Raw genomic sequence first — 20454 nt, 5'->3', positions numbered from 1 at the left:
GCTTGTATCGTCGTGACAACCTGAGCGTATCGAGATGCCTGTTCTGACCTTGAGTACAACGCCCATGCCCCGGGCCGGCAAAACATGTGGTTGTATCTCACCACTGCGTCGACACCATCCGGGCAGCATCGCGGCCCCGATGTATTTCTTGTCTTCACTTGAGAAGCGTCGATACTGACTTCGCGACGGCACAGAATCCTTTGAAGGAACCGAATTTAAGACTAAATTCCAAATGTGTGTTCGATAAAAATGAAGTTACCCTGTCTGCCGAGGCCGCCGATCGTGCAATTTTTGGTTGCAAAAATGGCACATTCCCCCTCCTCCGACCGAATTGAACGATGCCTCTGAGATCAGTCTTCGGTGACCATGCCGGCAGCACCAGCGAACAGATCCTGTCGGTGCTTCGCGCCGTCCGCCGCCATCTCGCGATGGATGTCGGCTTCATCTCGGAATTCGTCGCGGGCGACCGGGTGTTCTGCTTCACGGATGCCGGGACGACGCACAATCCGATCGTCGTCGGGAGCCGGGCGCCGCTCGAGGAGAGCTTCTGCTACTACGTCGCCAAGGGGCTGATGCCCGGCCTGATGCAGGATGCGAGCGAGGACCCGGTGGCAGCGCAGCTGCCGGCCACCCGCGACCTGCCGGTCGGGGCGCATCTGAGCGTCCCGCTGCGCCACGCCGACGGCGAGACCTACGGCACGCTGTGCTGCTTCAGCTACGCGCCGGACCGGAGCCTGACGAACCGCGATCTCGGGATGCTGCGCCTCTGCGCCGACGTCGTCGAATCCATCCTGCGCAAGGACCGCGACGCGGCGCGGGAGCGGGAGCGGGAGGCCAAGCGCCGGCGCATCGCCGGGACGATCGCGGCGGACGCCGTCGAGATGGTGTTCCAGCCGATCTACCGCACGGCCGACGGCGGCCTGGCCGCCTTCGAGGCCCTGGCCCGCTTCGCCGCCCTCTCGGACAAGAGCCCCGACGCCTGGTTTGCCGACGCCGCCGAGGTGGGCCTCGCGGAGGAGCTCGAATTCCTCGCCGTGCGCAAGGCCCTGCGCGCGCTGCCGGCCCTCGCGCCCGGGATCCGGCTGTCGCTCAACCTGTCGCCGGCCTCCCTCGCCTCGCCGCAATTTCACGAGGTGATGGCGGGGGTGGCCCTCGACCGGGTGGTGATCGAGCTGACCGAGCACGCGGCGGTCGATTCCTACGAGGCGTTGCGCGAGGTGCTGGGGCCGTACCGGCGCCGGGGCCTGTGCCTTGCCATCGACGATGTCGGGGCCGGCCACGCGACGATGCGGCACGTCCTCGACCTGTCCCCCGAATTCATCAAGCTCGACATGAGCCTGATCCGCAACATCGACGCGCATTCCGGCCGCCGGGCCCTGGCCGAGGCGCTGACCGGCTACGGCCGGCGCATCGGCTGCGAGATCGTCGCCGAGGGCGTCGAGACCGCGGCCGAGTACGCGGTGCTCCGGGGGCTCGGCGTGACCCGGGTGCAGGGCTTCCTGACCGGCCGGCCGATGCCGCTCGATGCGGCGGCGGCGCTGCCGCTCTCGGCGACGGACGGGTGGGAGCGATCGCCGACGGGGTGACGGGTACCTAAGCAGACTTGCGTTGGCAGGCCAACGCTTCGTCCGCTTAGGTTCTTGTTTTGCCGCAGATTTTTGGCGCCGAACCGGCAACCGCTTCGTCGAAATCTGCTTGGAGCACTTCACGATCGCGCTGCAATCGCGAAGCTCTCTAAGTCCTTGTTTTGCCGCATTTTCTGCGACGAACCGGTATCCACTTCGTCGGAAAATGCTCTAGCCGAGCCCCCGCTCCCGCAGCGCCCCGCCGATCTCCTCCAGCACGGCCGAATCCTCGATGGTCGGCGGCATCGCCCAGGCCTCGCCGTCGGCGATTCGCTTCATCGTGCCACGCAGGATCTTGCCCGAGCGGGTCTTCGGCAGGCGCCCGACCGTGAGCGCGAGGCGGAAGGCCGCGACCGGGCCGATGCGCTCGCGCACCAGCGCCACCAATTCGCGCTCGATGACGTCCGGACTTTTCGCGACACCGGCCTTCAGCACCACGAAGCCGCAGGGCGCCTCCCCCTTGAGCGCGTCGCGGATGCCGATCACCGCGCATTCCGCCACGGCCGGGTGGGAGGCCAGCACCTCCTCCATGCCGCCGGTCGAGAGGCGATGGCCGGCGACGTTGATGATGTCGTCGGTGCGGCCCATCACCGAGACGTAGCCGTCCGCGTCGAGGAAGCCGGCATCCGAGGTGTTGTAGTAGCCCGGATAGGCCGTAAGGTAGCTCTCGCGGAAGCGCGCGTCCTGCCGCCACAGGGTCGGCAGGGCGCCGGGGGGCAGCGGCAACTTGATCGCGATCGTCCCCATCGTGTCGGGCGGGAGCGGCTTGCCGGATTCGTCGAGCACCTGCACGTCCCAGCCCGGCATCGGCACCGTCGGACTGCCGTGCTTGACCGGAAGCGCCCCGAGGCCGACCGGGTTGGCGGCGATCGGCCAGCCGGTCTCGGTCTGCCACCAATGGTCGATCACCGGCACTCCGAGGATCCGCTCGGCCCACGCGACGGTGTCGGGGTCGGCCCGCTCGCCGGCGAGGAACAGGGTGCGGAAGCGCGAGAGGTCGTGGCCCTGCATCAGCCTGGCCTCCGGGTCCTCCTTCTTCACGGCGCGCAAAGCCGTCGGCGCCGTGAACAGCGCGACCGCCCCGGTTTCGGCGATGACGCGCCAGAACGCGCCGGCATCCGGCGTGCCGACCGGCTTGCCCTCGTAGAGCACCGTGGTGCAGCCGTGCAGCAGCGGCCCGTAGACGATGTAGGAGTGGCCCACCACCCAGCCGACGTCGGAGGCGCACCAGTAGGTCTCGCCGGGGGCGACGCCGTAGAGGTTGGGCATCGACCAGGCGAGCGCCACGAGGTAGCCGCCGGTGTCGCGCACCACGCCCTTCGGCTTGCCGGTGGTGCCCGAGGTGTAGAGCACGTAGAGCGGATCGGTGGCGGCGACCGGCACGCAGGGCGCGGCCCGGCCCGCGGCCTTCGCCGCCGCGACCTCGTCCGCCCAGTCGCGGTCGCGCCCCGCGACCATCCCGGCGGGCCCTTGCGGCCGCTGCAGGATCAGGCAGGCCTCGGGCGTGTGGGACGAGAGGCGGCAGGCCTCGTCGAGGAGCGGCTTGTAGGCGACGACCCGCGCCGGCTCGATGCCGCAGGAGGCGGCGAGCACCACCTTCGGGGCGGCGTCCTCGATGCGGGCGGCGAGCTCCCGGGCGGCAAAGCCCCCGAACACCACCGAGTGCACGGCGCCGATGCGGGCGCAGGCCAGCATGCCGAACAGGGCTTCCGGCACCATCGGCATGTAGAGCACCACCCGGTCGCCGCGCTCCACCCCGAGATCCTGGAGCACGGCGGCGAGCGCCGCGACCTCGCTTAGCAGCTCGGCATAGGTGATCCGGCGCTTCGACCCGGTGACGGGCGAATCGTACAGGATCGCCGCCTGGTCGCCCCGCCCGGCCGCGACGTGGCGGTCGACGGCGTTGTGGCAGGCATTGACCTCGGCCCCGACGAACCAGCGGCCGTAAGCCCCCTCCTCGGGGGCGAAGACCCGGGACGCGGGCGTGACCCAGTCGATCGCCGCGGCGGCCTCGGCCCAGAACGCCTCCGGGTCGCGCTGCCAGGCGGCGTAGGTGTCCCGGTAGCGGCTCGGTCCCGGCATGGCGTCCCTCTCTCCTGGTCCGCCGTCGGCCGGCGGTTGCCTGGATTGTCGAGGACAAGGCGGCGGCGGGCAAGATGGTGGTGCTTCCACGCGACCGGACCGTCGCGATCGCCGATGCTCGCCCCCGTCCCCCTCGACCGCCACCGGGTGACAGGCACCTGGAGCATGTCCCGATCGCGCTGCAACCGGGACGTGCGCCAGGTCTTTGATTGTGCCGCGCTTTCTGCGACGAGCCAGTATCCGCCTCGTCGCAAGATGCTCTAAGCAGACTTGCGTTGGCAAGCCAACGCTTCGTCCGCTTAGGTTCTTGTTTTGTCGCAGATTTTCGGCGCCGAACCGGCAACCACTTCGGCGAAATCTGCTTAGCGGATGCCGCCGCTGGCGGTGATCACCTCGCCGGTCAGCCAGCGGGCGTCGTCGGAGGCGAGGAACGCGACCACGCCGGCGATGTCGTCGGGCTGGCCGGCGCGGCCGAGCGGCGTCTGCGCGACGAGGCCGGCTTCCATGTCGGAGCCGACGACCCCGGCCGTGTGCGTCCCCTCGGTCACCACGAAGCCGGGGCTGACCACGTTCACGCGGATCCTGCGCGGGCCCAGCTCGTTGGCGAGCACGCCCGAGATGGCGTTCACCGCCCCCTTGGTTCCCGCATAGGCCGCGGCCGACGGCGTGTGCACGTGCGTGATCGCCGAGGAGATGTTGACGATGCTGCCGCCCTCGCCGAGGTGTTCGACGGCTGCCTGCGTCGTCAGCAGGACGCCGAGCACGTTGGTGTCGAACTGGCGGCGGTAATGGTCCTCGGTCAGGTCCTCGATCGGCGCGAATTCGTAGATGCCGGAATTGTTGACCAGCACGTCGAGCCGGCCGAAATGCGCCACGGCCGCCTCGATAAGGCTCCTCGCCTCGGCCGCCTTGGTCACGTCGGCCCGGACGGCGACGGCCCGGCCGCCCGCCGACGCGATGGCGGCGACGACGGCGTCGGCGCCCGCCCGGCTCGACGCGTAGTTCACCACCACGGCCGCGCCCTCCCGCGCCAGGGCCTTGGCGATGCCAGCCCCGATGCCTTTCGACGCGCCGGTCACCACGGCGACCTTACCCTCGAGCTTGGGCATGTGTGCTACTCCCGGTTATGGGCCACCTCCAGAGCGAGCAATGGTCCCATAGTTCGGAACTTCGGAACTATGGGACGGGAGTTCAAGGCCCCATATGGACGGATCATGAGACCGCTGTTCCACCCCGCGATCGAGGACGTCAGGCCGGAGGCGATCCTGCACGCGCTCGCCGACCCCGACCGCGCGGCCATCTTCGCCCGGATCATGCGGGCCGGCTGCGTCGAGGCCTGCTCGGCCTTGTCGGCGGTCGGGGACCGGGTCATCCCCAAATCCTCTTTGTCCAACCACTTCAAGGTGCTGCGCGAGGCCGGGCTGATCCGCAGCGAGCGCCACGGCGTCGAGGTGCGCAACCATTCCCGCTGGACCGAGGTGGAGGCCCGCTTTCCCGGCCTGCTGACGGGGATCATCAACGCCTACGCGTCGGAATCCGGCCCGGTGTCGCGCGCCGCGGAGACGGCCGGTCCGCGGTAGAGCGGACGGCGATCGGGATCGGATCGGGGCGGGCGCCCAAGCCGACGAGGCCCGCGCCGGGAGACCGCCGAGAACGCACCTGCCGCAGGGCGGCGGCGGAGGGCGACGGCATCACGTTCTCGGCGACTTTCAGGAAAAATACTCCCAAATCGCACCGCATATTCAGAACATCATTTTTGTTGACGCCAAGCTGCGACAAGATCAGATTTCGACGATCGAAGACATCATCGCATCTCCGGGCCGAGATCTCGGAGCCGCCTGCATGGCTTGTCCACGAAGGTTGACGATCATGATCCCGTGCCACCCGCTCCGGCGGACCGACACAGGTGCCGCCCGGACATGACGGCCGAGCCGCGCCGGTTCGGGCCCGCGGACCGCGATCCCCTCGCCGCCGCCCGCGCCCTCGTCCCCATCCTCGCTCCCTTCGCCGCGGCCGACGACCGCGACGGGTGCTTCGCGCATCGGAGCCTCGCGGCGATCCGGGACGCGGGGCTCGCCGCCCTGACGGTGCCGGAGGCGCGCGGCGGCCTCGGTGCCGGCCTCCAGGTCGCCGCGGCGGTCATCGGGACGCTGGCCGAGGCCGATCCGGCGGCGAGCCTCGTCCTGGCGATGCAGGCGGTCCACCACGCGAGTCTCGCCCAGGCCGGTTCGGCGGCGACGTGGCCCGAGGGCGTCGCGGCGCGGTTGCAGCAGGCGGCGGTCCGCGAGGGCGCCTTCGTCAACGCGCTCAGGGTCGAGCCGGCGCTGGGCTCGCCCGCCCGCGGCGGCCTGCCCGCGACGGTGGCGCGGCGGGTGCCGGAGGGCTGGCGGGTCACCGGCCGCAAGATCACCTCGACCGGCGCGCCGATCCTCGGCTTCGGGCTGGTCTGGGCCCGCACCGACGAGGCCGAGCCGCGCACCGGGTTCGTGGTGGTGCCGATGGCGGCGCCCGGCGTGCGGATCGAGGAGACCTGGGACCATCTCGGCCTGCGGGCGAGCGGCAGCCACGACGTCGTCCTCGACGGGGTCCTGGTGCCGGAGGACCACGCCGTCGACTGGCGCCCGCCCGGCGCCGGAGCCGCCCCCGACCCGGTGACGCTCGCCTGGAACACCACGCTCATCGCCAGCCTCTACGACGGCGTGGCGCGAGCGGCGCAAGCCTGGCTCCGCACCCATCTGAACGAGCGCGCGCCCGCCAATCTCGGCGCGCCGCTCGCGAGCCTGCCGAGGATCCAGGAGGCCTTCGGCGAGAGCGAGCGCCTGCTCGCGGTCAATCGCCGGCTCCTGCGCAGCGCCGCCGCCGAGACCGATGCGGGGGCGCCGCCCTCGCCCGCCGAGAGCGGCCTCGTCAAGCTCACCGTCACCGACAACGCGATCCAGGTGGTGCAGGGCGCGGTCGCGCTCGTGGGCAATCCCGGCCTCTCGCGCAAGAACCCGCTCGAACGCCACCTGCGCGACGTGCTCTGCGCGCGCATCCACACGCCGCAGGGCGACGCGGTCCGGCTGGCGGCCGGGCGCGCGGCGCTCGGCGCCTGACAGGAGAGTTGTCCATGCAGGACGTGCACTTCATCGGCTTCGTCGCGGCCCAGTACGGGTCGGAGATCCACGCGCCGACCGGGCCGGTCGTCGACCGGGCCTATTTGCGCGCCTCGGCGCAGGCGCACGAGCATGGCGGCTTCGACCGGGTGCTGGTCGCCTTCCACTCGACGGCACCGGACAGCTTCGCGCTCGCGCAATACGTCGCCTCGGTCACCGAGCGGATCGGCCTGATGATCGCGCACCGGCCGGGCTTCCAGGCGCCGACCGTGGCGGCGCGCCAGCTCGCCACCCTCGACCAGCTCACCGACGGGCGCGCCGGCGTCCACATCATCACCGGCGGCAACGACGCCGAGCTGGCGCAGGACGGCGACGGGCTGACCAAGGACGAGCGCTACGCCCGCACCAGCGAGTACCTCGACGTCGTCAAGGCGTCCTGGACCAGCGCGAGCCCGTTCGACTACGACGGGCGCCACTACCGGGTCGCCGGAGGATTCGCGGCGGTCAAGCCGGTGCAGCAGCCGCACCTGCCGGTCTATTTCGGCGGCTCCTCGGAGGCCGCGATCGCGGTGGCGGGCAAGCACGCCGATACCTACGCGCTGTGGGGCGAGACCCAGGCGCAGGTGCGCGAGACGATCGCCCGGGTGCGCGCCGCCGCCCGCGCCCACGGGCGCGAGGACAAGATCCGCTTCAGCCTGTCGTTCCGGCCGATCCTGGCCGCGACCGAGGAGGCCGCCTGGGCGCGGGCGGAAGAGATTCTCCGGCGCACCAAGGCCCTGCGCGCCGCCCGCGGCCTGGGGCCCGCCGCCGTGCCGCAGAACGAGGGCTCGCGCCGCCTGCTCGCGGCCGCCGCGAAGGGCGACCGGCTCGACCGCCGGCTCTACACCGCGATCGCCGCCGAGACCGGGGCGCAGGGCAATTCGACGGCGCTCGTCGGTACGCCCGAGCAGGTCGCGGAAGCGCTCCGCGAGTACCACGCGCTGGGCGTCACGACCTTCCTGATCCGCGGCTTCGACCCGCTGGAGGACGCGGTGCAGTACGGGCGCGAGCTGATCCCGGCCTTCCGGCGCCTCGCCGGCCGGCCGGCCCGCCACCCCGCCGCCGCCTGACACCCGCCATCCGAGACCCGCCATCCGAGACCCGTTATGCGCCCGATCCTCGCCCTCCTCGCCCTGCTGCTTGCCGCGACTGCGCTCCACGCCGAGACGATCCTGCGCGTCGGCGACCAGAAGGGCGGCTCGCGCGCCCTGATGGAGGCGGCCGGCGTCCTCGACGGCCTGCCCTACCGGCTCGAATGGCGCGAATTCCCGGCCGCCGCGCCGCTGCTCGAAGCGCTCAATGCCGGGGCGATCGACACCGGCATCGCCGGCGACGCGCCGTTCACCTTCGCGGCCGCGGCCGGCGCGCCGATCAAGGCGATCTTCGCCATCCGCCAGAATCAGGCCGGCCTCGCGGTGCTGGTGCGGCCGGATTCGCCGGTGAAGACCTTCGCCGATCTCAAGGGCCGGCGCATCGCCACCGGCCGCGGCTCGATCGGCCACCAGCTCGTCCTGGCGCAAGGAGAGGCCGCCGGCTGGGGCACGGGCGACGTCGCGCCGACCTTCCTCCTGCCCGCCGACGCCCAGATGGCGCTGACCTCCGGCTCCGTCGACGCTTGGTCGACCTGGGAGCCCTACACCTCGCAGCTCGAGATCTCGGGGCGGGCCCGCATCGTCGCCGACGGGCGCGGGCTGACCCCGGGCCTGAGCTTCCAGGTCGCCCGCGACGACGCCATCGCGGGAAAGCGCGCGGCGCTGGAGGATTTCGTGCGCCGGCTCGCCCAGGCGCGGGTCTGGGGCACGGCGAAGCCAGAGTCCTTCGCCAAGCGCTGGTCGGCCCTGATCGGCCTGCCCGAGGCCGTGCCGCTCGCCTGGTTCCGCCGGGCCGACATCCGCCCGGTCTCGATCGACGACACGGTGATCGCCGACGAGCAGCGCGTCGCCGATCTCTACCACCGGGCCGGGCTGATCCCGCGGCGGCTCGAGGCGGGGAGCGTGTTCGACGCCTCGTTCAACGACGCCGCCCGGGCCGGGGCCGCGGCGGCGACACAGTAGAAAACTCAGCCGTAGCGCCGCGCCGCCTCCACGGTCAGCCCGAGCCCGACCGAGCCGAAGGTGTCGCCCTCGACCACCCGGGCCTCCGGCGCCGCCGCCAGGATGGCGGCGCGCACCGGCGCGAGGCGGGTCGAGCCGCCGGTGAGGAACAGGGCATCGATGGCCGAGGGCGCCACCGCGGCGTCGCGCAGGCAGCGGTCGACGCAGGCGCCGATGCGCCGGGCGAGATCGGCCGAGTGCCGGGCGAGGTCGGGCCGGTCGATCTCGGCGGCGAGGCCCGGCTCGACCCAGCCGAGGGGCAAGTCGACCCGCTCGACCTCCGACAGGGCGATCTTGGCGTCCTCGACCTCCATCGCGAGCGTGTGGCCGCGCTCGGCCTCGATCACCGCGGCGAGGCGGTCGATCAGGTCCGGCCGGGCGACCTCGCGGCGAAGTGAGCGCAGCTCGCGCAGGGTCTTGCCGTCGTAGAGCCGGTTGATCTGCGACCAGGTGGCGAGGTCGTGAAAGTAGGCCGAGGGCACGTCGAGGCCGGGGCGGCGCATCGGGCTGCCGAGGCCCAACAGCGGCATCACCTCGCCGACGCTGAGCGTGCGGTCGAAGTCGGTGCCGCCGATCCGCACGCCGTCATTGGCCAGGATGTCGCCGGCCCGCTCGACCGCCCGGTGGCGCTCGGGGCTGAGGCGCACCACCGAGAAGTCCGAGGTGCCGCCGCCGATATCGGCGATCAGCGCCACCTCCTCGCGGGAAAGCCCGCGCTCGTAGTCGAGCGCTGCGGCGATCGGCTCGTACTGGAACGACACCTCGGAGAAGCCGACCTCCCGGGCGATGCCGGCGAGCGCGTCCTCGGCCCGGCGGTCGCCCTCCGCATCGCCGTCGACGAAGTGGACCGGGCGGCCGTGCACGACCTCGGTCAGGGGCCCGCCGGCTTGGCTCTCCGCCCGCGCCTTCACGGCGCTCAGGTAGCGGGCGATCACCGCCCGGAACGACAGCCGCCGGCGCCCGACCGGGGTGGTCTCGTCGAGGAGCGACGAGCCGAGCACCGATTTGAGGCTGCGCATCAGCCGCCCGGGCTGGCCCTCGACATAGGCGTTCACGGCGGCCCGGCCGATCGCCGCGTCGCCGGCCGGCGGGAAGAAGATCGCGCTCGGGATCGTGACCGCCTCGCCTTCCAGTCGCGCCAGCGCCAGCCCGCCGGCCCCGATCAGGCCGAGGGTGGTGTTCGAGGTGCCGAAATCGAGGCCGCAGGCCGCCATGCCGAATCTCTGCCGGTGCCGAGGGGGGAGGGCGCGCGACCTAGCGGGTTCCGCCGCCCCGGTCCAGCCTGCGCGGTCCGGCCCCGGCGGGATTTCCGCATCTGTCGCTGCGGAACAATGCGCCGTCTCGGCGGTTCGTCAGACCTGAGCAGTCGTTGAACTGCAAGAGACGAGGAGCTTCCCATGAGCAGCACCACCGACAAGATCAAGGGCCTCGCCAACGAGGCTGTCGGCAACATCAAGCAGGGCATCGGCAACGCCACCGGCAACGAGAAGCTGCAGGCCGAGGGCAAGGCCCAGGAGCTGAAGGGCGAGGCCCAGAAGACCACCGGCGACGTCAAGGACGGCATCAAGAATGCCGCCGACACGGTGAAGAGCAAGCTCTGATCGCGGCGCGGGCCGGCCTCGCGCCGGCCCGACCTCTTGGACGATCGGGCCGGTTTCCCGCGACGCACGCGGGAGGCCGGCCTTTCGTTTTTCCGCGACCGCTCGTCACCCGGATATTTCAGGAGACCACGATGAACAGGGACCAGTTCGAAGGCGGCGTGCGCCACCTCAAGGGCCGCGGCCAGACCGCGCTCGGCGCCGTCACCGGCCGCGCCCGGCCGCAGGCCGAGGGCGCGCTCAACCAGGTCGTCGGCGGTGCGCAATACGCCTATGGCCGCGGCCGGGAGGTCGCCGAGGACCTGTCGCATGACGGCCGGGCGCTCGCCGGCGAGATCGAGAAGCGCGGCCGCCACGCCTACGCCCGCGGCCGCGAGGTCTACGGCGAGGCGCGCCACCGCGGCCGCAAGGCCCTGCATCGGGCCGAGTCGCACCCGACCGAGACCCTGCTCGCCGTCGCTGGCCTCGCCTTCGCGGCCGGCTGGCTGCTGAAGGGCCGCCGCTGACGCTGCGGGTTCGGAGTGCCGCCGCGGCCACGCGGCGGCCCCGATGTTGCACTGCGTCGAGGCGAGGCCGGCTTCGGCCTCGCCTCCGGGCCGCTTATGGTCTAGCTTGGCCGCAATCCCGCGCCAGCCGAACGACCCGATGACCCAGAGCCCACCCTCCGGCCCCCCGAAGACCGCCCCGGTCCTGCCCCCCTCGGTGCAGGAGCACCTGGGCGAGCGGCTGCGCGCGCATTACGCGGCGGTCGAGGTGGAGGCGGCGCCCGCCGCCTTCGCGGACCTGCTCAGCCGGCTGGAACTGGCGCTCGCCGCCCTCGGCGCGCCGAAGCAGGACCGGTTCCGCGAGGACCTGCTGGCGGCGGCCCCCGCCCTGCGCCGCTTCGCCCTGACGCTCACCGCCAACCCGGCCCGGGCCGACGACCTGGTGCAGGACACGATGCTGAAGGCCTGGCAGAACCGCGATCGGTTCGAGGCCGGCACCAATCTCAGCGCCTGGCTGTTCACGATCATGCGCAACGCCTTCTACTCGGAGCATCGCAAGCGCTCGCGCGAGGTCGAGGACGGCGAGGGCGTGTACTCCGCCCGGCTGACCTCCGCCCCCAACCAGGGCGACCGGCTCGACGTGCAGGACCTCCAGGCGGCGCTCAACAAGCTGGTGGCCGAGCAGCGCGAGGCGCTGATGCTGGTCGCGGTCGGCGACCTGTCCTACGAGGACGCCGCGGTGCTGATGCAGTGCAAGGTCGGCACGGTGAAGAGCAGGGTCTGCCGCGCCCGCGACAAGCTGGCGGAACTCCTGGGCTATTCCGGCGGCGAGCTCGGGGCCGACCGGCTCACCCGCTCGGTGATGGGGCATGCCGGCACGATGGCTCTCGACGGCTGATCCGCCACTCCGGCCCCAGCGACTCACGACGGCGCCGCGCGAGCGGGGGCCTTGCCCGCCGCGCATGGTCGAGGGGATCTGCGGAACGCTCGGCCGGGCACCGGCCGACGAGGGTTATGTCGCGCGGCAAGCCTCCCGCGCGGCAAGCCTCCCGCGTGTCGCGCCGCCCGTCCTCACGATACCGATCCCCCGTCTCCTCGACCGATCCTTCGCGAGACCGCCGGCCGAATGCCGGCCGATCGGGCCTGCCTGCGACAGGCGGCGTTCGACGCAGACGTCCGCGCATCCCGGACCATCATCGCCGCCGGCGTGTCGCACTCATCACTTGGGGTAACGTGGAGGAGGGATCCCCCTGGTGCAGCAAATGCGCCAACATGGATGCCGGCCTAGCGACGCGAATGGTGAAGGCCAGCCGTCTCGCGCCCGACGCGCCAGAACTGGTCAACACTCTCTCACCGGGATGGCGACCTCGATACATTTCGGCTCATTTATCCGAATTGCCGCAGCCTAAACGATTGCAGGCTGTCCCAATGAATTGGTTTTCTACCCCTAGGTCGGTCGGCGGATGAAATTTCCTTGACGAACGAGGATCGGGTCATATCCTGTAATGCAACTGGCTCTCTTGCCTCGGGGCTATGCCGTCAAGCCTGATCAATCCGCCGCTCAATATAGTGTACCAGGGTATATAAAGCACTGCGACGTCACGCGTTCGGCTGATAGGAATAGGCCGGAATCGTTTTCATACCGTCAGAAACAAGACAGACACGGCCTTGACGCACCGTTAGACCAAGCGTGGGCTCGTTCCGGTTGCGAGGCCGCTCGATGCACCTGCGCCGCGCGGCCTCGCCACTTCCGGGCACCACCGCGCCCTCCGTCCGGACTCCACGGGGGGCCCCTGATTTTCCGGAGACGACGACGTTGAATGCGCCGGACGAGTCGCGGTCCCCCGAGGCCGGTCTTTTCGAGGGCAACCTCCTGCTCGAGTCCCTCGACACGAGCGACCGCGCCCTGCTGGCGCCGTATCTCGAGCGCGGGCAGCGGACCCGCGGCACGGTGCTGTTTCGCGCCGGCGAGGACGTGTCGCACGTCACCTTCCCGCTGAACCGGACCACCGTGACCCTGGTGTCGCGCATGCGCGACGGGCGGATGGTCGAGACCGCGACGGTGGGGCACGAGGGCGCGGTCGGCGGCGTGGTCAGCCACGGCTACCTGCCGGCCTTCAGCGAGGCGGTGGTCCAGGTCTCGGGCGAGGTGCTGCGCCTCGACGCCGAGCGGCTGACCCGGGCACGGGCCGCCTCCCCCTCCCTGCGCGACCTGTTCGTGCGCTACGCCGATTGCCTGCTCGCCCAGGTGCTGCAATCGGTGGCCTGCAATGCCGTCCATCCGATCGAGGAGCGCTGCCTGCGCTGGCTCCTGACCTTCCAGGACCGGCTCGGCACCCCGGTCCTGCCGGTGACCCAGGAGATGCTGGCCGAGATGCTCGGCGTGCGCCGCACCTACCTCACCGGCGTGCTCGGGGCGCTTCAGCGCCGCGGCCTGATCTCGGTGCGCCGCGGCCAGATCACCATCCTGGACCGGGCCCAGGCCGAGCACGCCTCCTGCGAGTGCTACGGCAAGGTCCGGGGGCATTTCCGCTCGGTGCTCGGGGCGGTCTATGCCGAGAGCGGCGCCATCGTGGCGGTCGATCCCACGCAGCGGCACGAGTGAGCGCCGAGCTTCAGGCCAGCAGCTTGAGCCCCAGGATCCCGGCCACGATCAGGCCGATGCAGGCAAGCCGCGCCGCCGTGGCGGGCTCGCCGAACAGCGCGATGCCGAGGAGCGCCGTGCCGACGGTGCCGATGCCGGTCCAGACCGCGTAGGCGGTGCCGACCGGCAGCGTGCGCAGGGCAAGCCCCAGCAGGACGACGCTCGCCACCATGCTCAGCCCCGTGAGAAGCGCGGGCAGCGGGCGGGTGAAGCCGTCGGAGTATTTGAGCCCGATCGCCCAGCCGATCTCGAACAGGCCGGCGACGAGCAGGAGAATCCACGTCAAGGAGAGCCCCCGTTCAAGGGCAGGGCCGTCCCCGCGGATGGTCGCTGGATCCCCGCGGCCGGGCCGTCCCGGCCAGCGGGAGATGGGGCAGGTCCGGCCGGCGGCAATCGGGCGGGGAGAGCCGGGCGCGGCCAACCGCAACGCTGCCATGCAGCGGCCAAGGTTTGACAGAGTGCCGCGCCTCCACGACCATCCACATCACGGACAGAACGTCCACAATATGGACATCGGGAGGATGCCATGAGTGCCGATTCCCCGGCGCGGGACCCCGCCGCTGGGCTCGACGCCGCCACCTTGCGGCGCATGCCCTACCAGATGCCGCAGCCGGCCGGAATCCGGCCCGATCTCGTGGTGGCACCAGCGATCCCCGAGGACGACCGGATCTGGGTGCCGCAGGCCGACAGCGTGTGGTTCCGCCCGCTCTGCCTCAACGTCTCGGCCGGCTACTGGATGAACCTGCTCAAGGTGCGCAAGGCCGGCATCCTCAGCCGCCACCGCCATCCCGGCCCGGTCCACGCCTTCGTGCTCAAGGGCAGCTGGCGCTACCTCGAGCACGACTGGGTCGCGAGCGAGGGCGCCTACGCCTTCGAGCCGCCGGGCGAGACCCATACCCTCGTGGTCGACGAGGGCGTGGAGGAGATGATCACCTACTTCCAGGTCAACGGCTGCATGTATTACGTCGACCCCTGGGGCCGGCACACCGGCTACGAGGACGTGTTCACCAAGGTCGACATGTGCCGGGCGCATTACGAGGCGGTCGGGCTCGGGGCGGATTACGTGGACCAGTTCATCCGCTGAGTTCGCGAACTTTCCTCGTCGGGTCAAAATCGCCGACGGAGTCGGCACCGATCCCGTGATTCCGGGGGCCGCGCAGCGGAACCCGGAATCACCTCGTGAGTGTCGGACTCGCCCTCAAGATCTAACAAACACCCATACCCAACAACAACGGGAGGACCGGCGCGCGATGTCGTCCGGCACAGCAACAACCGCCAAGTCGACCGGCAAGTCAACCAAGACGTCGACAGCGCGGGCATTCGCCCATTCCCTCGCCAAGTCGCCGCGCCTGCGCCGCATCCAGTGGATCGCGGTCGCCTTCCTGACCGCGGCGGGGATCATCAACTATGTCGACCGCTCGGCTCTCTCGATCGCCAATACGGCGATCCGCGACGAGATGGCCCTCTCCCCCGCCGAGATGGGCTGGCTGCTCTCGGCCTTCTCGCTGGCCTACGCGTTCTCGCAACTGCCGGTCGGCGCGCTTCTCGACCGGCTCGGCTCGCGGATCATGCTGGGGGCCGGCATGTTCTTCTGGTCGCTGGCGCAGCTCGTCTCCGGCTTCGTCGCCAACTTCCAGCAATTCGTGCTCGCCCGCGCCGTTCTGGGCCTCGGCGAGGCGCCGCAATTCCCCGCCGGCGCCAAGACGGTGAGCGAGTGGTTCTCGTTGCGCGAGCGCGGCACGCCGACCGGGATCTTCGTCGCCTCGTCCTGCATCGGGCCCTGCATCGCCCCGCCGCTGCTCACCGCGATGATGCTCGGGCTCGGCTGGCGCTGGATGTTCGTCGTCACCGGCCTAGTCGGCATCGTGGTGGCGGCCGGCTGGTACCTCGTCTACCGCAACCGGTCCGAGGTGGCGCTGACGAAGGACGAGGTCGCCCATCTCGACGAGGGCGCGGCGCCGGAAGCTCCGGCCCGGCGCATGACCTTCGCGGAGTGGCGCGGGCTGTTTGCCCACGCCACGACCTGGGGGATGATCCTCGGCTTCATGGGCGTCATCTACATGGTCTGGCTCTACCTGACCTGGCTGCCGTCCTACCTGGAGCACGAGCGGGGCCTGAGCGTCGCCCGCACCGGCTGGGTGGTGGCGATTCCCTACGTGTTCGGCACGCTCGGCATGCTCTGCGCCGGCCAGGCCGCCGACCGGCTGCTGGCGCGGGGCGCCGGCATCGTCGCCAGCCGCAAGTGGCCGGTCTGCATCGGCTTGCTCGGCGGCGGCGCCTTCACGGTGCCGGCGGCCTACACCCCGAGCGTGACGCTGGCGGTGGTCTACATCTGCCTGGCGATGTTCTTCATCAACATGGCGAGCGGGGCCGCCTGGATGATGGTGAGCGTCGCGGTGCCCAAGCGCCAGGTCGCCTCGCTCGGCAGCATCCAGAACTTCGGCGGCTACTTCGCCGGGTCGTTCGCGCCGGTCATCACCGGCTACATCGTCCAGGGCACCGGCTCCTACGTCAACGCGCTGCTCGCCGCCGCGGCGGTCGCGGTGCTGGCGGCGGTCGCCTACATCGTCCTGGTGCGAAAGCCCCTCGAGGGCAGCGAGACCCTGGTCCTGGCGGAGCGCACGGCATGACCTTCACGCCCGATCTCCTCGCCGGCCGCACCGCCCTCGTCACGGGCGCCACCTCCGGCATCGGCGCGGGCATCGCCGAGGCGCTGGCCCGCCTCGGCGCCCGGGTGCACGCCGCCGGCATCAACGCCGCCGCCTGCGCGATCCCCGACGGCCTCGCGCTCACGGCCCACGAGCTCGACGTCACCGACGGGGCCGCCGTCACCGCCCTCGTCGCGTCGTGCGACCGGCTCGACGTCGTGGTCAACTGCGCCGGCATCATCCGGCGGGGCGACGAGCACCGGCCGGAGGTGTTCGAGGAGGTGCTGGCGGTGAACCTCACCGGCACGATGCGGGTCTGCGCCGCGGCGCGGGCTAAGCTCGCCGAGACCCGCGGCAGCATCGTCAACACCGCCTCGATGCTGTCGTTCTTCGGCGGCGGCCTGGTGCCGGCCTACAGCGCCAGCAAGGGCGGCGTGGCGCAGCTGACGAAATCGCTCGCCATCGCCTACGCGCCGGACGGCATCCGGGTGAACGCGGTGGCGCCGGGCTGGATCGCCACGCCGCTGACGCGGGCGCTCCAGGACGATCCGGCGCGGGCGGGACCGATCCTGTCGCGCACGCCGCTCGGCCGCTGGGGCGTGCCCTCGGACGTGGCGGACGCGGTCACCTTCCTGGTGAGCCCCGCCGCGGCCTTCATGACCGGGGTGGTGCTGCCGGTCGATGGCGGCTACCTGATCACCTGATGCGGGATCCCGCGCGATGGCGCCGGAAACGCCCGATCCCCGGGCGGGGCCGGCTCCCGCAGCGCGAAGCGATCGGGTCAGGCGCTCCGCCGCCCCGTGCTCCGCGCCATGACGAGGAGCGCGCGCTCGGGCAGCCGCACCACCCCCCCGGCCTTGACGCCCTCGCGCCCCGCCGGCCGGCCATCCGCCGCCGTCGTGTCGAAGAGCGGCGTCCACGGCCCGCCGATCACCGGGGCGAGCCGGAAGTCGAGGGCCCCCTCCCCCGCATTGGCGAGGATCAGGAGCCGGCGTCCGTCGGGGGCGTCGTTGCCGATCTGCATGCCGAAGGCCCGGCGTTCGCCGTCGCCCCAGGCGCCGTCATCCATCTCGGCGCCGCAGGGCGAGAGCCAGTGCACGTCCCGCAGGCCCCCCGACGCCACGGTCTCGCCGGTGAGGAACTTTCGCCGGCGCAGCGCCCGGTGGTCGCGGCGCAAGGCCAGGAGGTTGCGCACGAAGGCGGTCAGGCTCGGGTCGCCGGCGTCGTTCTCCCAGTCGATCCAGGAGGTGGCGTTGTCCTGGCAATAGGCGTTGTTGTTGCCGCCCTGCGTGCGCGAGCGCTCGTCGCCCATCAGCAGCATCGGCACGCCCTGCGCGAGCAGGATCGTGGCGAGCAGGTTGCGCTTCTGGCGCGCCCGCACGCGCAGGATCGCGGGATCGTCGGTCGGCCCCTCGACGCCGTAGTTGCGCGAGACGTTGTGGCCGTGCCCGTCGCGGTTGCCCTCGCCGTTGGCCTCGTTGTGCTTCGTCTCGTAGGCGACCACGTCGGCGAGGGTGTAACCGTCGTGCGAGGCGATGAAGTTGACGCTGGCCGACGGCCCGCGGCCGGAGGCGGAAAAGATCTCCTTCGAGCCGGTCAGCCCCTGCGTCAGCTTCGGCAGCTGGCCGGAATCACCGCGCCAGAAGCCGCGGGCGGCGTCGCGGAACTGGTCGTTCCAGTCGCTCCAGCCGACGGGGAAGCCGCCGAGCTGGTAGCCGCCCATGCCGATGTCCCACGGCTCGGCGATGAGCTTGACCCGCGACAGGAGCGGGTCCTGCGCCATCGCCTGGAGCACCGCGGCGCGGGGCGTGAAGTCGTGGGGGGCACGGGCGAGGCTCGAGGCGAGGTCGAAGCGGAACCCGTCGATCCGGTAGGTCTCGACCCAGTGGCGCAGGGAATCGAGCACCATCTGCATCACCCGAGGCACCGCGACGTCGAGGGTGTTGCCGCAGCCGGTGCAGTCGATGTCGCGGCGCGGATCGTCGGGATTGAGCTTGTAGTAGCTCGCATTGTCGATGCCGCGGAACGACAGGCTGGGCCCGGTGTGGTCGGCCTCGCAGGTGTGATTGTAGACCACGTCGATCAGCACCTCGATGCCGGCGGCGTGGAGCTGGCGGATCGCGCTCTTGAGGCCGGCCGTGCCCGCCGGCCCGAGGTAGCGCGGCTCGGGCGAGAAGTAGTTGAGCGGCGAGTAGCCCCAGAAGTTGGTCAGGTCCTTCTCGACCAGGAAGCGGTCGTCGACGAAGGCCTGGATCGGCAGGAGCTCGATCGCCGTGACGCCGAGGCGCACGAGGTGGTCGACGATCGCCGGATGGCCGAGCGCCGCGTAGGAGCCGCGCCAGGGCAGCGGCACGTCCGGGTGGGTCTGGGTCAGGGCCCGGACATGGGCCTCGTAGATCACGCTGTCGACCAGCGGATGGCGCAGGGGCGGGTCGTCGTAAACCGGCGCCTCGGGGGCGGTGACGACGCCCTTCGGCATCATCGGGGCGCTGTCGCGCCGGTCGAGCACGTCCTCGCGGTGGCTGCCGCGGCGATAGGGGTAGAGCGCGTCATGCCAGCGCACCCGGCCGTGCAGCTCGCGGGCGTAGGGGTCGATGAGGAGCTTGTGCGGGTTGAAGCGGTGGCCGCGCGCCGGCTCCCAGGGGCCGTGCACCCGGTAGCCGTAGAGCTGCCCCGGCAGCACGCCCGAGAGGTAGCCGTGCCAGACGTCGTCGGTGCGCCGCGGCAGGCGGACCACGTCGGTCTGGACCCGGCCGGTCGGATCGAACAGGCACAGGTCCACCGCCGTGGCATGGGCGGAGAACAGCGCGAAATTGACCCCGCGCCCGTCGAAATGGGCGCCGAGCGGGCCTGCGGCGCCGTCGTCGAGTGCGATCATCCCGTCCGTCCAACCCTCTCGCGCACGCCTGTTCGATAGCGAACATGCCCGCAGAGCGCCCGGCTGCCAAGCTGAGGCCGCGAGATGAGACGGGACGCCGTTCTCAGGCGGCGGCGCTCGCCGGCTCGCGCGGGGCGGTCTCGCGGGAGACGAGCGCCACCGCCTCGCGCAAGGTGTGCAGGCCCGCATCCGGCCGCGTGGCGGCGACCGAGAGGTGGCGGCGATACGGCCGCGCGCCGGGGCGGCCGTTGAACAGGCCGAGCATGTGCCGGGTCATGGCGTGCAGGCGCACGCCCTCCCCGAGCCGCGCGGCGATGTACGGCTCGTAGGCTTCGATGGCGGCGAACGGATCGGCCACCGGCGACGGCGTTCCGAACAGGTCGGGATCGACGCCGATGAGCAGCGCCGGCTCCGCGTAGGCGGCGCGGCCGAGCATCACCCCGTCGAGCCGGACGCCGTCCCGCGGCTCCAGCTCGGCCTTCGCCGCCGCCAGATCCTGCAGGCCGCCGTTGAGGGCGATCGGCAGGTCGGGGTTCCGGCGCTTGAGCCGGTGGACCCGACCGTAATCGAGGGGCGGGATGTCCCGGTTCTCCTTCGGCGACAATCCCTTGAGCCAGGCCTTGCGGGCGTGCACGATCAGCGCGTCGACGCCCGCCGCCCGCACCGCCCGCGTCAGGGCGTCGAGGGCTTCCTCCGGGTCCTGGTCGTCGACGCCGATGCGGCACTTCACCGTGACGGGCACCGAAACCGCGGCCTTCATGGCGGCGACGCAGTCGCCGACGAGGGCCGGCTCGCGCATCAGGCAGGCGCCGAAGCGCCCGTCCTGCACCCGGTCGGACGGGCAGCCGACATTGAGGTTCACCTCGCGGTAGCCGAACTCTTCCGCGATGCGGGCGGCGGAAGCGAGGTCGCCCGGATCCGACCCGCCGAGCTGGATCGCCACCGGGTGCTCGGCCGCATCGAACCCGATCAGCCGCTCGCGCGGCCCGTGCAGCACCGCGCCCGTCGTCACCATCTCGGTGTAGAGGAGCGCCCGGGCCGAGAGGGTGCGGTGGAACGCCCGGCAGTGGCGGTCGGTCCAGTCCATCATGGGTGCTATGGAAAAGCGCCAAGGACTGAAATTGCTCGTTTTTTCAACCATGGCAACCACCTGACCCGACCCTCGTGCTGTACGATTTGAAGCCGTTTCCGGCGTTTTGCGCCGGTTTCTTGTCGAAAGTACAGCAATGCTGTACGCCCGGGCCCCATGCTGTACCGCGCATGGGGG

At 71.3% G+C, this 20454-nt stretch carries 18 protein-coding genes; 12 read left to right on the top strand and 6 right to left on the bottom strand.

The features are described from left to right. Window positions 1-338: 338 nt before the first annotated feature. A complete protein-coding gene (locus ACS5PV_RS24665; RefSeq protein WP_455397989.1) occupies window positions 339-1586 on the top strand; it encodes a sensor domain-containing phosphodiesterase in 1248 nt (415 codons plus the stop codon). Between the two features lie 210 nt (window positions 1587-1796). On the opposite strand, the gene ACS5PV_RS24660 is transcribed toward ACS5PV_RS24665, so the two are convergent. Next, window positions 1797-3707, bottom strand: coding sequence for a propionyl-CoA synthetase (locus ACS5PV_RS24660; protein ID WP_455397988.1), 1911 nt, complete (start codon window positions 3705-3707; stop codon window positions 1797-1799). A 362-nt stretch (window positions 3708-4069) separates the two neighbouring features. Further along, window positions 4070-4816 carry a glucose 1-dehydrogenase gene (locus ACS5PV_RS24655; RefSeq protein WP_455397987.1) on the bottom strand — a complete coding sequence of 249 codons (747 nt, stop codon included), beginning with the start codon at window positions 4814-4816 and terminating at the stop codon, window positions 4070-4072. Window positions 4817-4921: 105 nt separating this feature from the next. Between ACS5PV_RS24655 and ACS5PV_RS24650 the strand changes: the two genes are divergently transcribed. From ACS5PV_RS24650 to ACS5PV_RS24635, 4 genes are all read left to right on the top strand, one after another. After that, complete coding sequence (locus ACS5PV_RS24650) at window positions 4922-5287, top strand: ArsR/SmtB family transcription factor (RefSeq protein ID WP_455397986.1); 366 nt, start codon at window positions 4922-4924, stop codon at window positions 5285-5287. 339 nt (window positions 5288-5626) lie between these two features. Then, window positions 5627-6802 (top strand): acyl-CoA dehydrogenase family protein, encoded by a 1176-nt coding sequence (locus tag ACS5PV_RS24645; RefSeq protein ID WP_455397985.1) that lies wholly within the window; start codon window positions 5627-5629, stop codon window positions 6800-6802. Window positions 6803-6816: 14 nt separating this feature from the next. Beyond that, on the top strand, window positions 6817-7911 hold the full coding sequence (locus ACS5PV_RS24640) for an LLM class flavin-dependent oxidoreductase (RefSeq protein ID WP_455397984.1): 1095 nt from the start codon (window positions 6817-6819) through the stop codon (window positions 7909-7911). 36 nt (window positions 7912-7947) lie between these two features. Beyond that, window positions 7948-8895 carry an ABC transporter substrate-binding protein gene (locus ACS5PV_RS24635; RefSeq protein WP_455397983.1) on the top strand — a complete coding sequence of 316 codons (948 nt, stop codon included), beginning with the start codon at window positions 7948-7950 and terminating at the stop codon, window positions 8893-8895. Window positions 8896-8900: 5 nt separating this feature from the next. Here ACS5PV_RS24635 and ACS5PV_RS24630 read toward each other — a convergent pair whose 3' ends face one another. Further along, window positions 8901-10148, bottom strand: coding sequence for an Hsp70 family protein (locus tag ACS5PV_RS24630; RefSeq protein ID WP_455397982.1), 1248 nt, complete (start codon window positions 10146-10148; stop codon window positions 8901-8903). Between the two features lie 183 nt (window positions 10149-10331). On the opposite strand from ACS5PV_RS24630, the gene ACS5PV_RS24625 reads away from it, so the two are divergent. From ACS5PV_RS24625 to ACS5PV_RS24610, 4 genes are all read left to right on the top strand, one after another. Further along, window positions 10332-10535 (top strand): CsbD family protein, encoded by a 204-nt coding sequence (locus ACS5PV_RS24625; protein ID WP_455397981.1) that lies wholly within the window; start codon window positions 10332-10334, stop codon window positions 10533-10535. A 131-nt stretch (window positions 10536-10666) separates the two neighbouring features. Then, the gene (locus ACS5PV_RS24620; RefSeq protein ID WP_455397980.1) at window positions 10667-11038 is read left to right on the top strand and encodes a CsbD family protein; all 372 of its coding nucleotides are present in this window, start codon (window positions 10667-10669) and stop codon (window positions 11036-11038) included. Window positions 11039-11177: 139 nt separating this feature from the next. Further along, the gene (locus ACS5PV_RS24615; protein ID WP_455397979.1) at window positions 11178-11915 is read left to right on the top strand and encodes a NepR family anti-sigma factor; all 738 of its coding nucleotides are present in this window, start codon (window positions 11178-11180) and stop codon (window positions 11913-11915) included. Window positions 11916-12833: 918 nt separating this feature from the next. Further along, window positions 12834-13622 (top strand): Crp/Fnr family transcriptional regulator, encoded by a 789-nt coding sequence (locus ACS5PV_RS24610; protein WP_455397978.1) that lies wholly within the window; start codon window positions 12834-12836, stop codon window positions 13620-13622. Between the two features lie 10 nt (window positions 13623-13632). Here the strand turns inward: ACS5PV_RS24610 and sugE are convergent, their stop codons facing one another. Further along, the gene (gene sugE, locus ACS5PV_RS24605) at window positions 13633-13947 is read right to left on the bottom strand and encodes a quaternary ammonium compound efflux SMR transporter SugE (RefSeq protein ID WP_455397977.1); all 315 of its coding nucleotides are present in this window, start codon (window positions 13945-13947) and stop codon (window positions 13633-13635) included. A gap of 240 nt (window positions 13948-14187) precedes the next feature. Between sugE and ACS5PV_RS24600 the strand changes: the two genes are divergently transcribed. From ACS5PV_RS24600 to ACS5PV_RS24590, 3 genes are all read left to right on the top strand, one after another. Further along, the gene (locus ACS5PV_RS24600; protein WP_455397976.1) at window positions 14188-14745 is read left to right on the top strand and encodes a 2,4'-dihydroxyacetophenone dioxygenase family protein; all 558 of its coding nucleotides are present in this window, start codon (window positions 14188-14190) and stop codon (window positions 14743-14745) included. 166 nt (window positions 14746-14911) lie between these two features. Then, entirely contained in the window at window positions 14912-16291 is a 1380-nt protein-coding gene (locus ACS5PV_RS24595) for an MFS transporter (protein ID WP_455397975.1), read from the top strand. Beyond that, window positions 16288-17013, top strand: a complete 726-nt coding sequence (locus ACS5PV_RS24590; protein ID WP_455397974.1) for an SDR family NAD(P)-dependent oxidoreductase — start codon at window positions 16288-16290, stop codon at window positions 17011-17013. Before ACS5PV_RS24595 ends, ACS5PV_RS24590 begins: the two co-directional genes overlap by 4 nt. 77 nt (window positions 17014-17090) lie before the next feature. Here ACS5PV_RS24590 and glgX read toward each other — a convergent pair whose 3' ends face one another. Both glgX and dusA read right to left on the bottom strand, forming a co-directional pair. After that, window positions 17091-19187, bottom strand: coding sequence for a glycogen debranching protein GlgX (gene glgX, locus ACS5PV_RS24585; protein ID WP_455397973.1), 2097 nt, complete (start codon window positions 19185-19187; stop codon window positions 17091-17093). 103 nt (window positions 19188-19290) lie between these two features. Continuing rightward, entirely contained in the window at window positions 19291-20328 is a 1038-nt protein-coding gene (gene dusA, locus ACS5PV_RS24580; protein WP_455397972.1) for a tRNA dihydrouridine(20/20a) synthase DusA, read from the bottom strand. Window positions 20329-20454 lie beyond the last annotated feature (126 nt).

Source organism: Methylobacterium sp. Gmos1 (assembly GCF_053764715.1).
Note: the sequence above shows the minus strand (reverse complement) of the source record. Positions and strands in the feature narration are given on the sequence as shown.

Coding starts and splice junctions, on each gene's coding strand:
- ACS5PV_RS24665 (WP_455397989.1), top strand. CDS start 339: ATGCCTCTGAGATCAGTCTTCGGTGACCATGCCGGCAGCACCAGCGAA.
- ACS5PV_RS24660 (WP_455397988.1), bottom strand. CDS start 3,707: ATGCCGGGACCGAGCCGCTACCGGGACACCTACGCCGCCTGGCAGCGC.
- ACS5PV_RS24655 (WP_455397987.1), bottom strand. CDS start 4,816: ATGCCCAAGCTCGAGGGTAAGGTCGCCGTGGTGACCGGCGCGTCGAAA.
- ACS5PV_RS24650 (WP_455397986.1), top strand. CDS start 4,922: ATGAGACCGCTGTTCCACCCCGCGATCGAGGACGTCAGGCCGGAGGCG.
- ACS5PV_RS24645 (WP_455397985.1), top strand. CDS start 5,627: ATGACGGCCGAGCCGCGCCGGTTCGGGCCCGCGGACCGCGATCCCCTC.
- ACS5PV_RS24640 (WP_455397984.1), top strand. CDS start 6,817: ATGCAGGACGTGCACTTCATCGGCTTCGTCGCGGCCCAGTACGGGTCG.
- ACS5PV_RS24635 (WP_455397983.1), top strand. CDS start 7,948: ATGCGCCCGATCCTCGCCCTCCTCGCCCTGCTGCTTGCCGCGACTGCG.
- ACS5PV_RS24630 (WP_455397982.1), bottom strand. CDS start 10,148: ATGGCGGCCTGCGGCCTCGATTTCGGCACCTCGAACACCACCCTCGGC.
- ACS5PV_RS24625 (WP_455397981.1), top strand. CDS start 10,332: ATGAGCAGCACCACCGACAAGATCAAGGGCCTCGCCAACGAGGCTGTC.
- ACS5PV_RS24620 (WP_455397980.1), top strand. CDS start 10,667: ATGAACAGGGACCAGTTCGAAGGCGGCGTGCGCCACCTCAAGGGCCGC.
- ACS5PV_RS24615 (WP_455397979.1), top strand. CDS start 11,178: ATGACCCAGAGCCCACCCTCCGGCCCCCCGAAGACCGCCCCGGTCCTG.
- ACS5PV_RS24600 (WP_455397976.1), top strand. CDS start 14,188: ATGAGTGCCGATTCCCCGGCGCGGGACCCCGCCGCTGGGCTCGACGCC.
- ACS5PV_RS24595 (WP_455397975.1), top strand. CDS start 14,912: ATGTCGTCCGGCACAGCAACAACCGCCAAGTCGACCGGCAAGTCAACC.
- ACS5PV_RS24590 (WP_455397974.1), top strand. CDS start 16,288: ATGACCTTCACGCCCGATCTCCTCGCCGGCCGCACCGCCCTCGTCACG.
- glgX (WP_455397973.1), bottom strand. CDS start 19,187: ATGATCGCACTCGACGACGGCGCCGCAGGCCCGCTCGGCGCCCATTTC.
- dusA (WP_455397972.1), bottom strand. CDS start 20,328: ATGGTTGAAAAAACGAGCAATTTCAGTCCTTGGCGCTTTTCCATAGCA.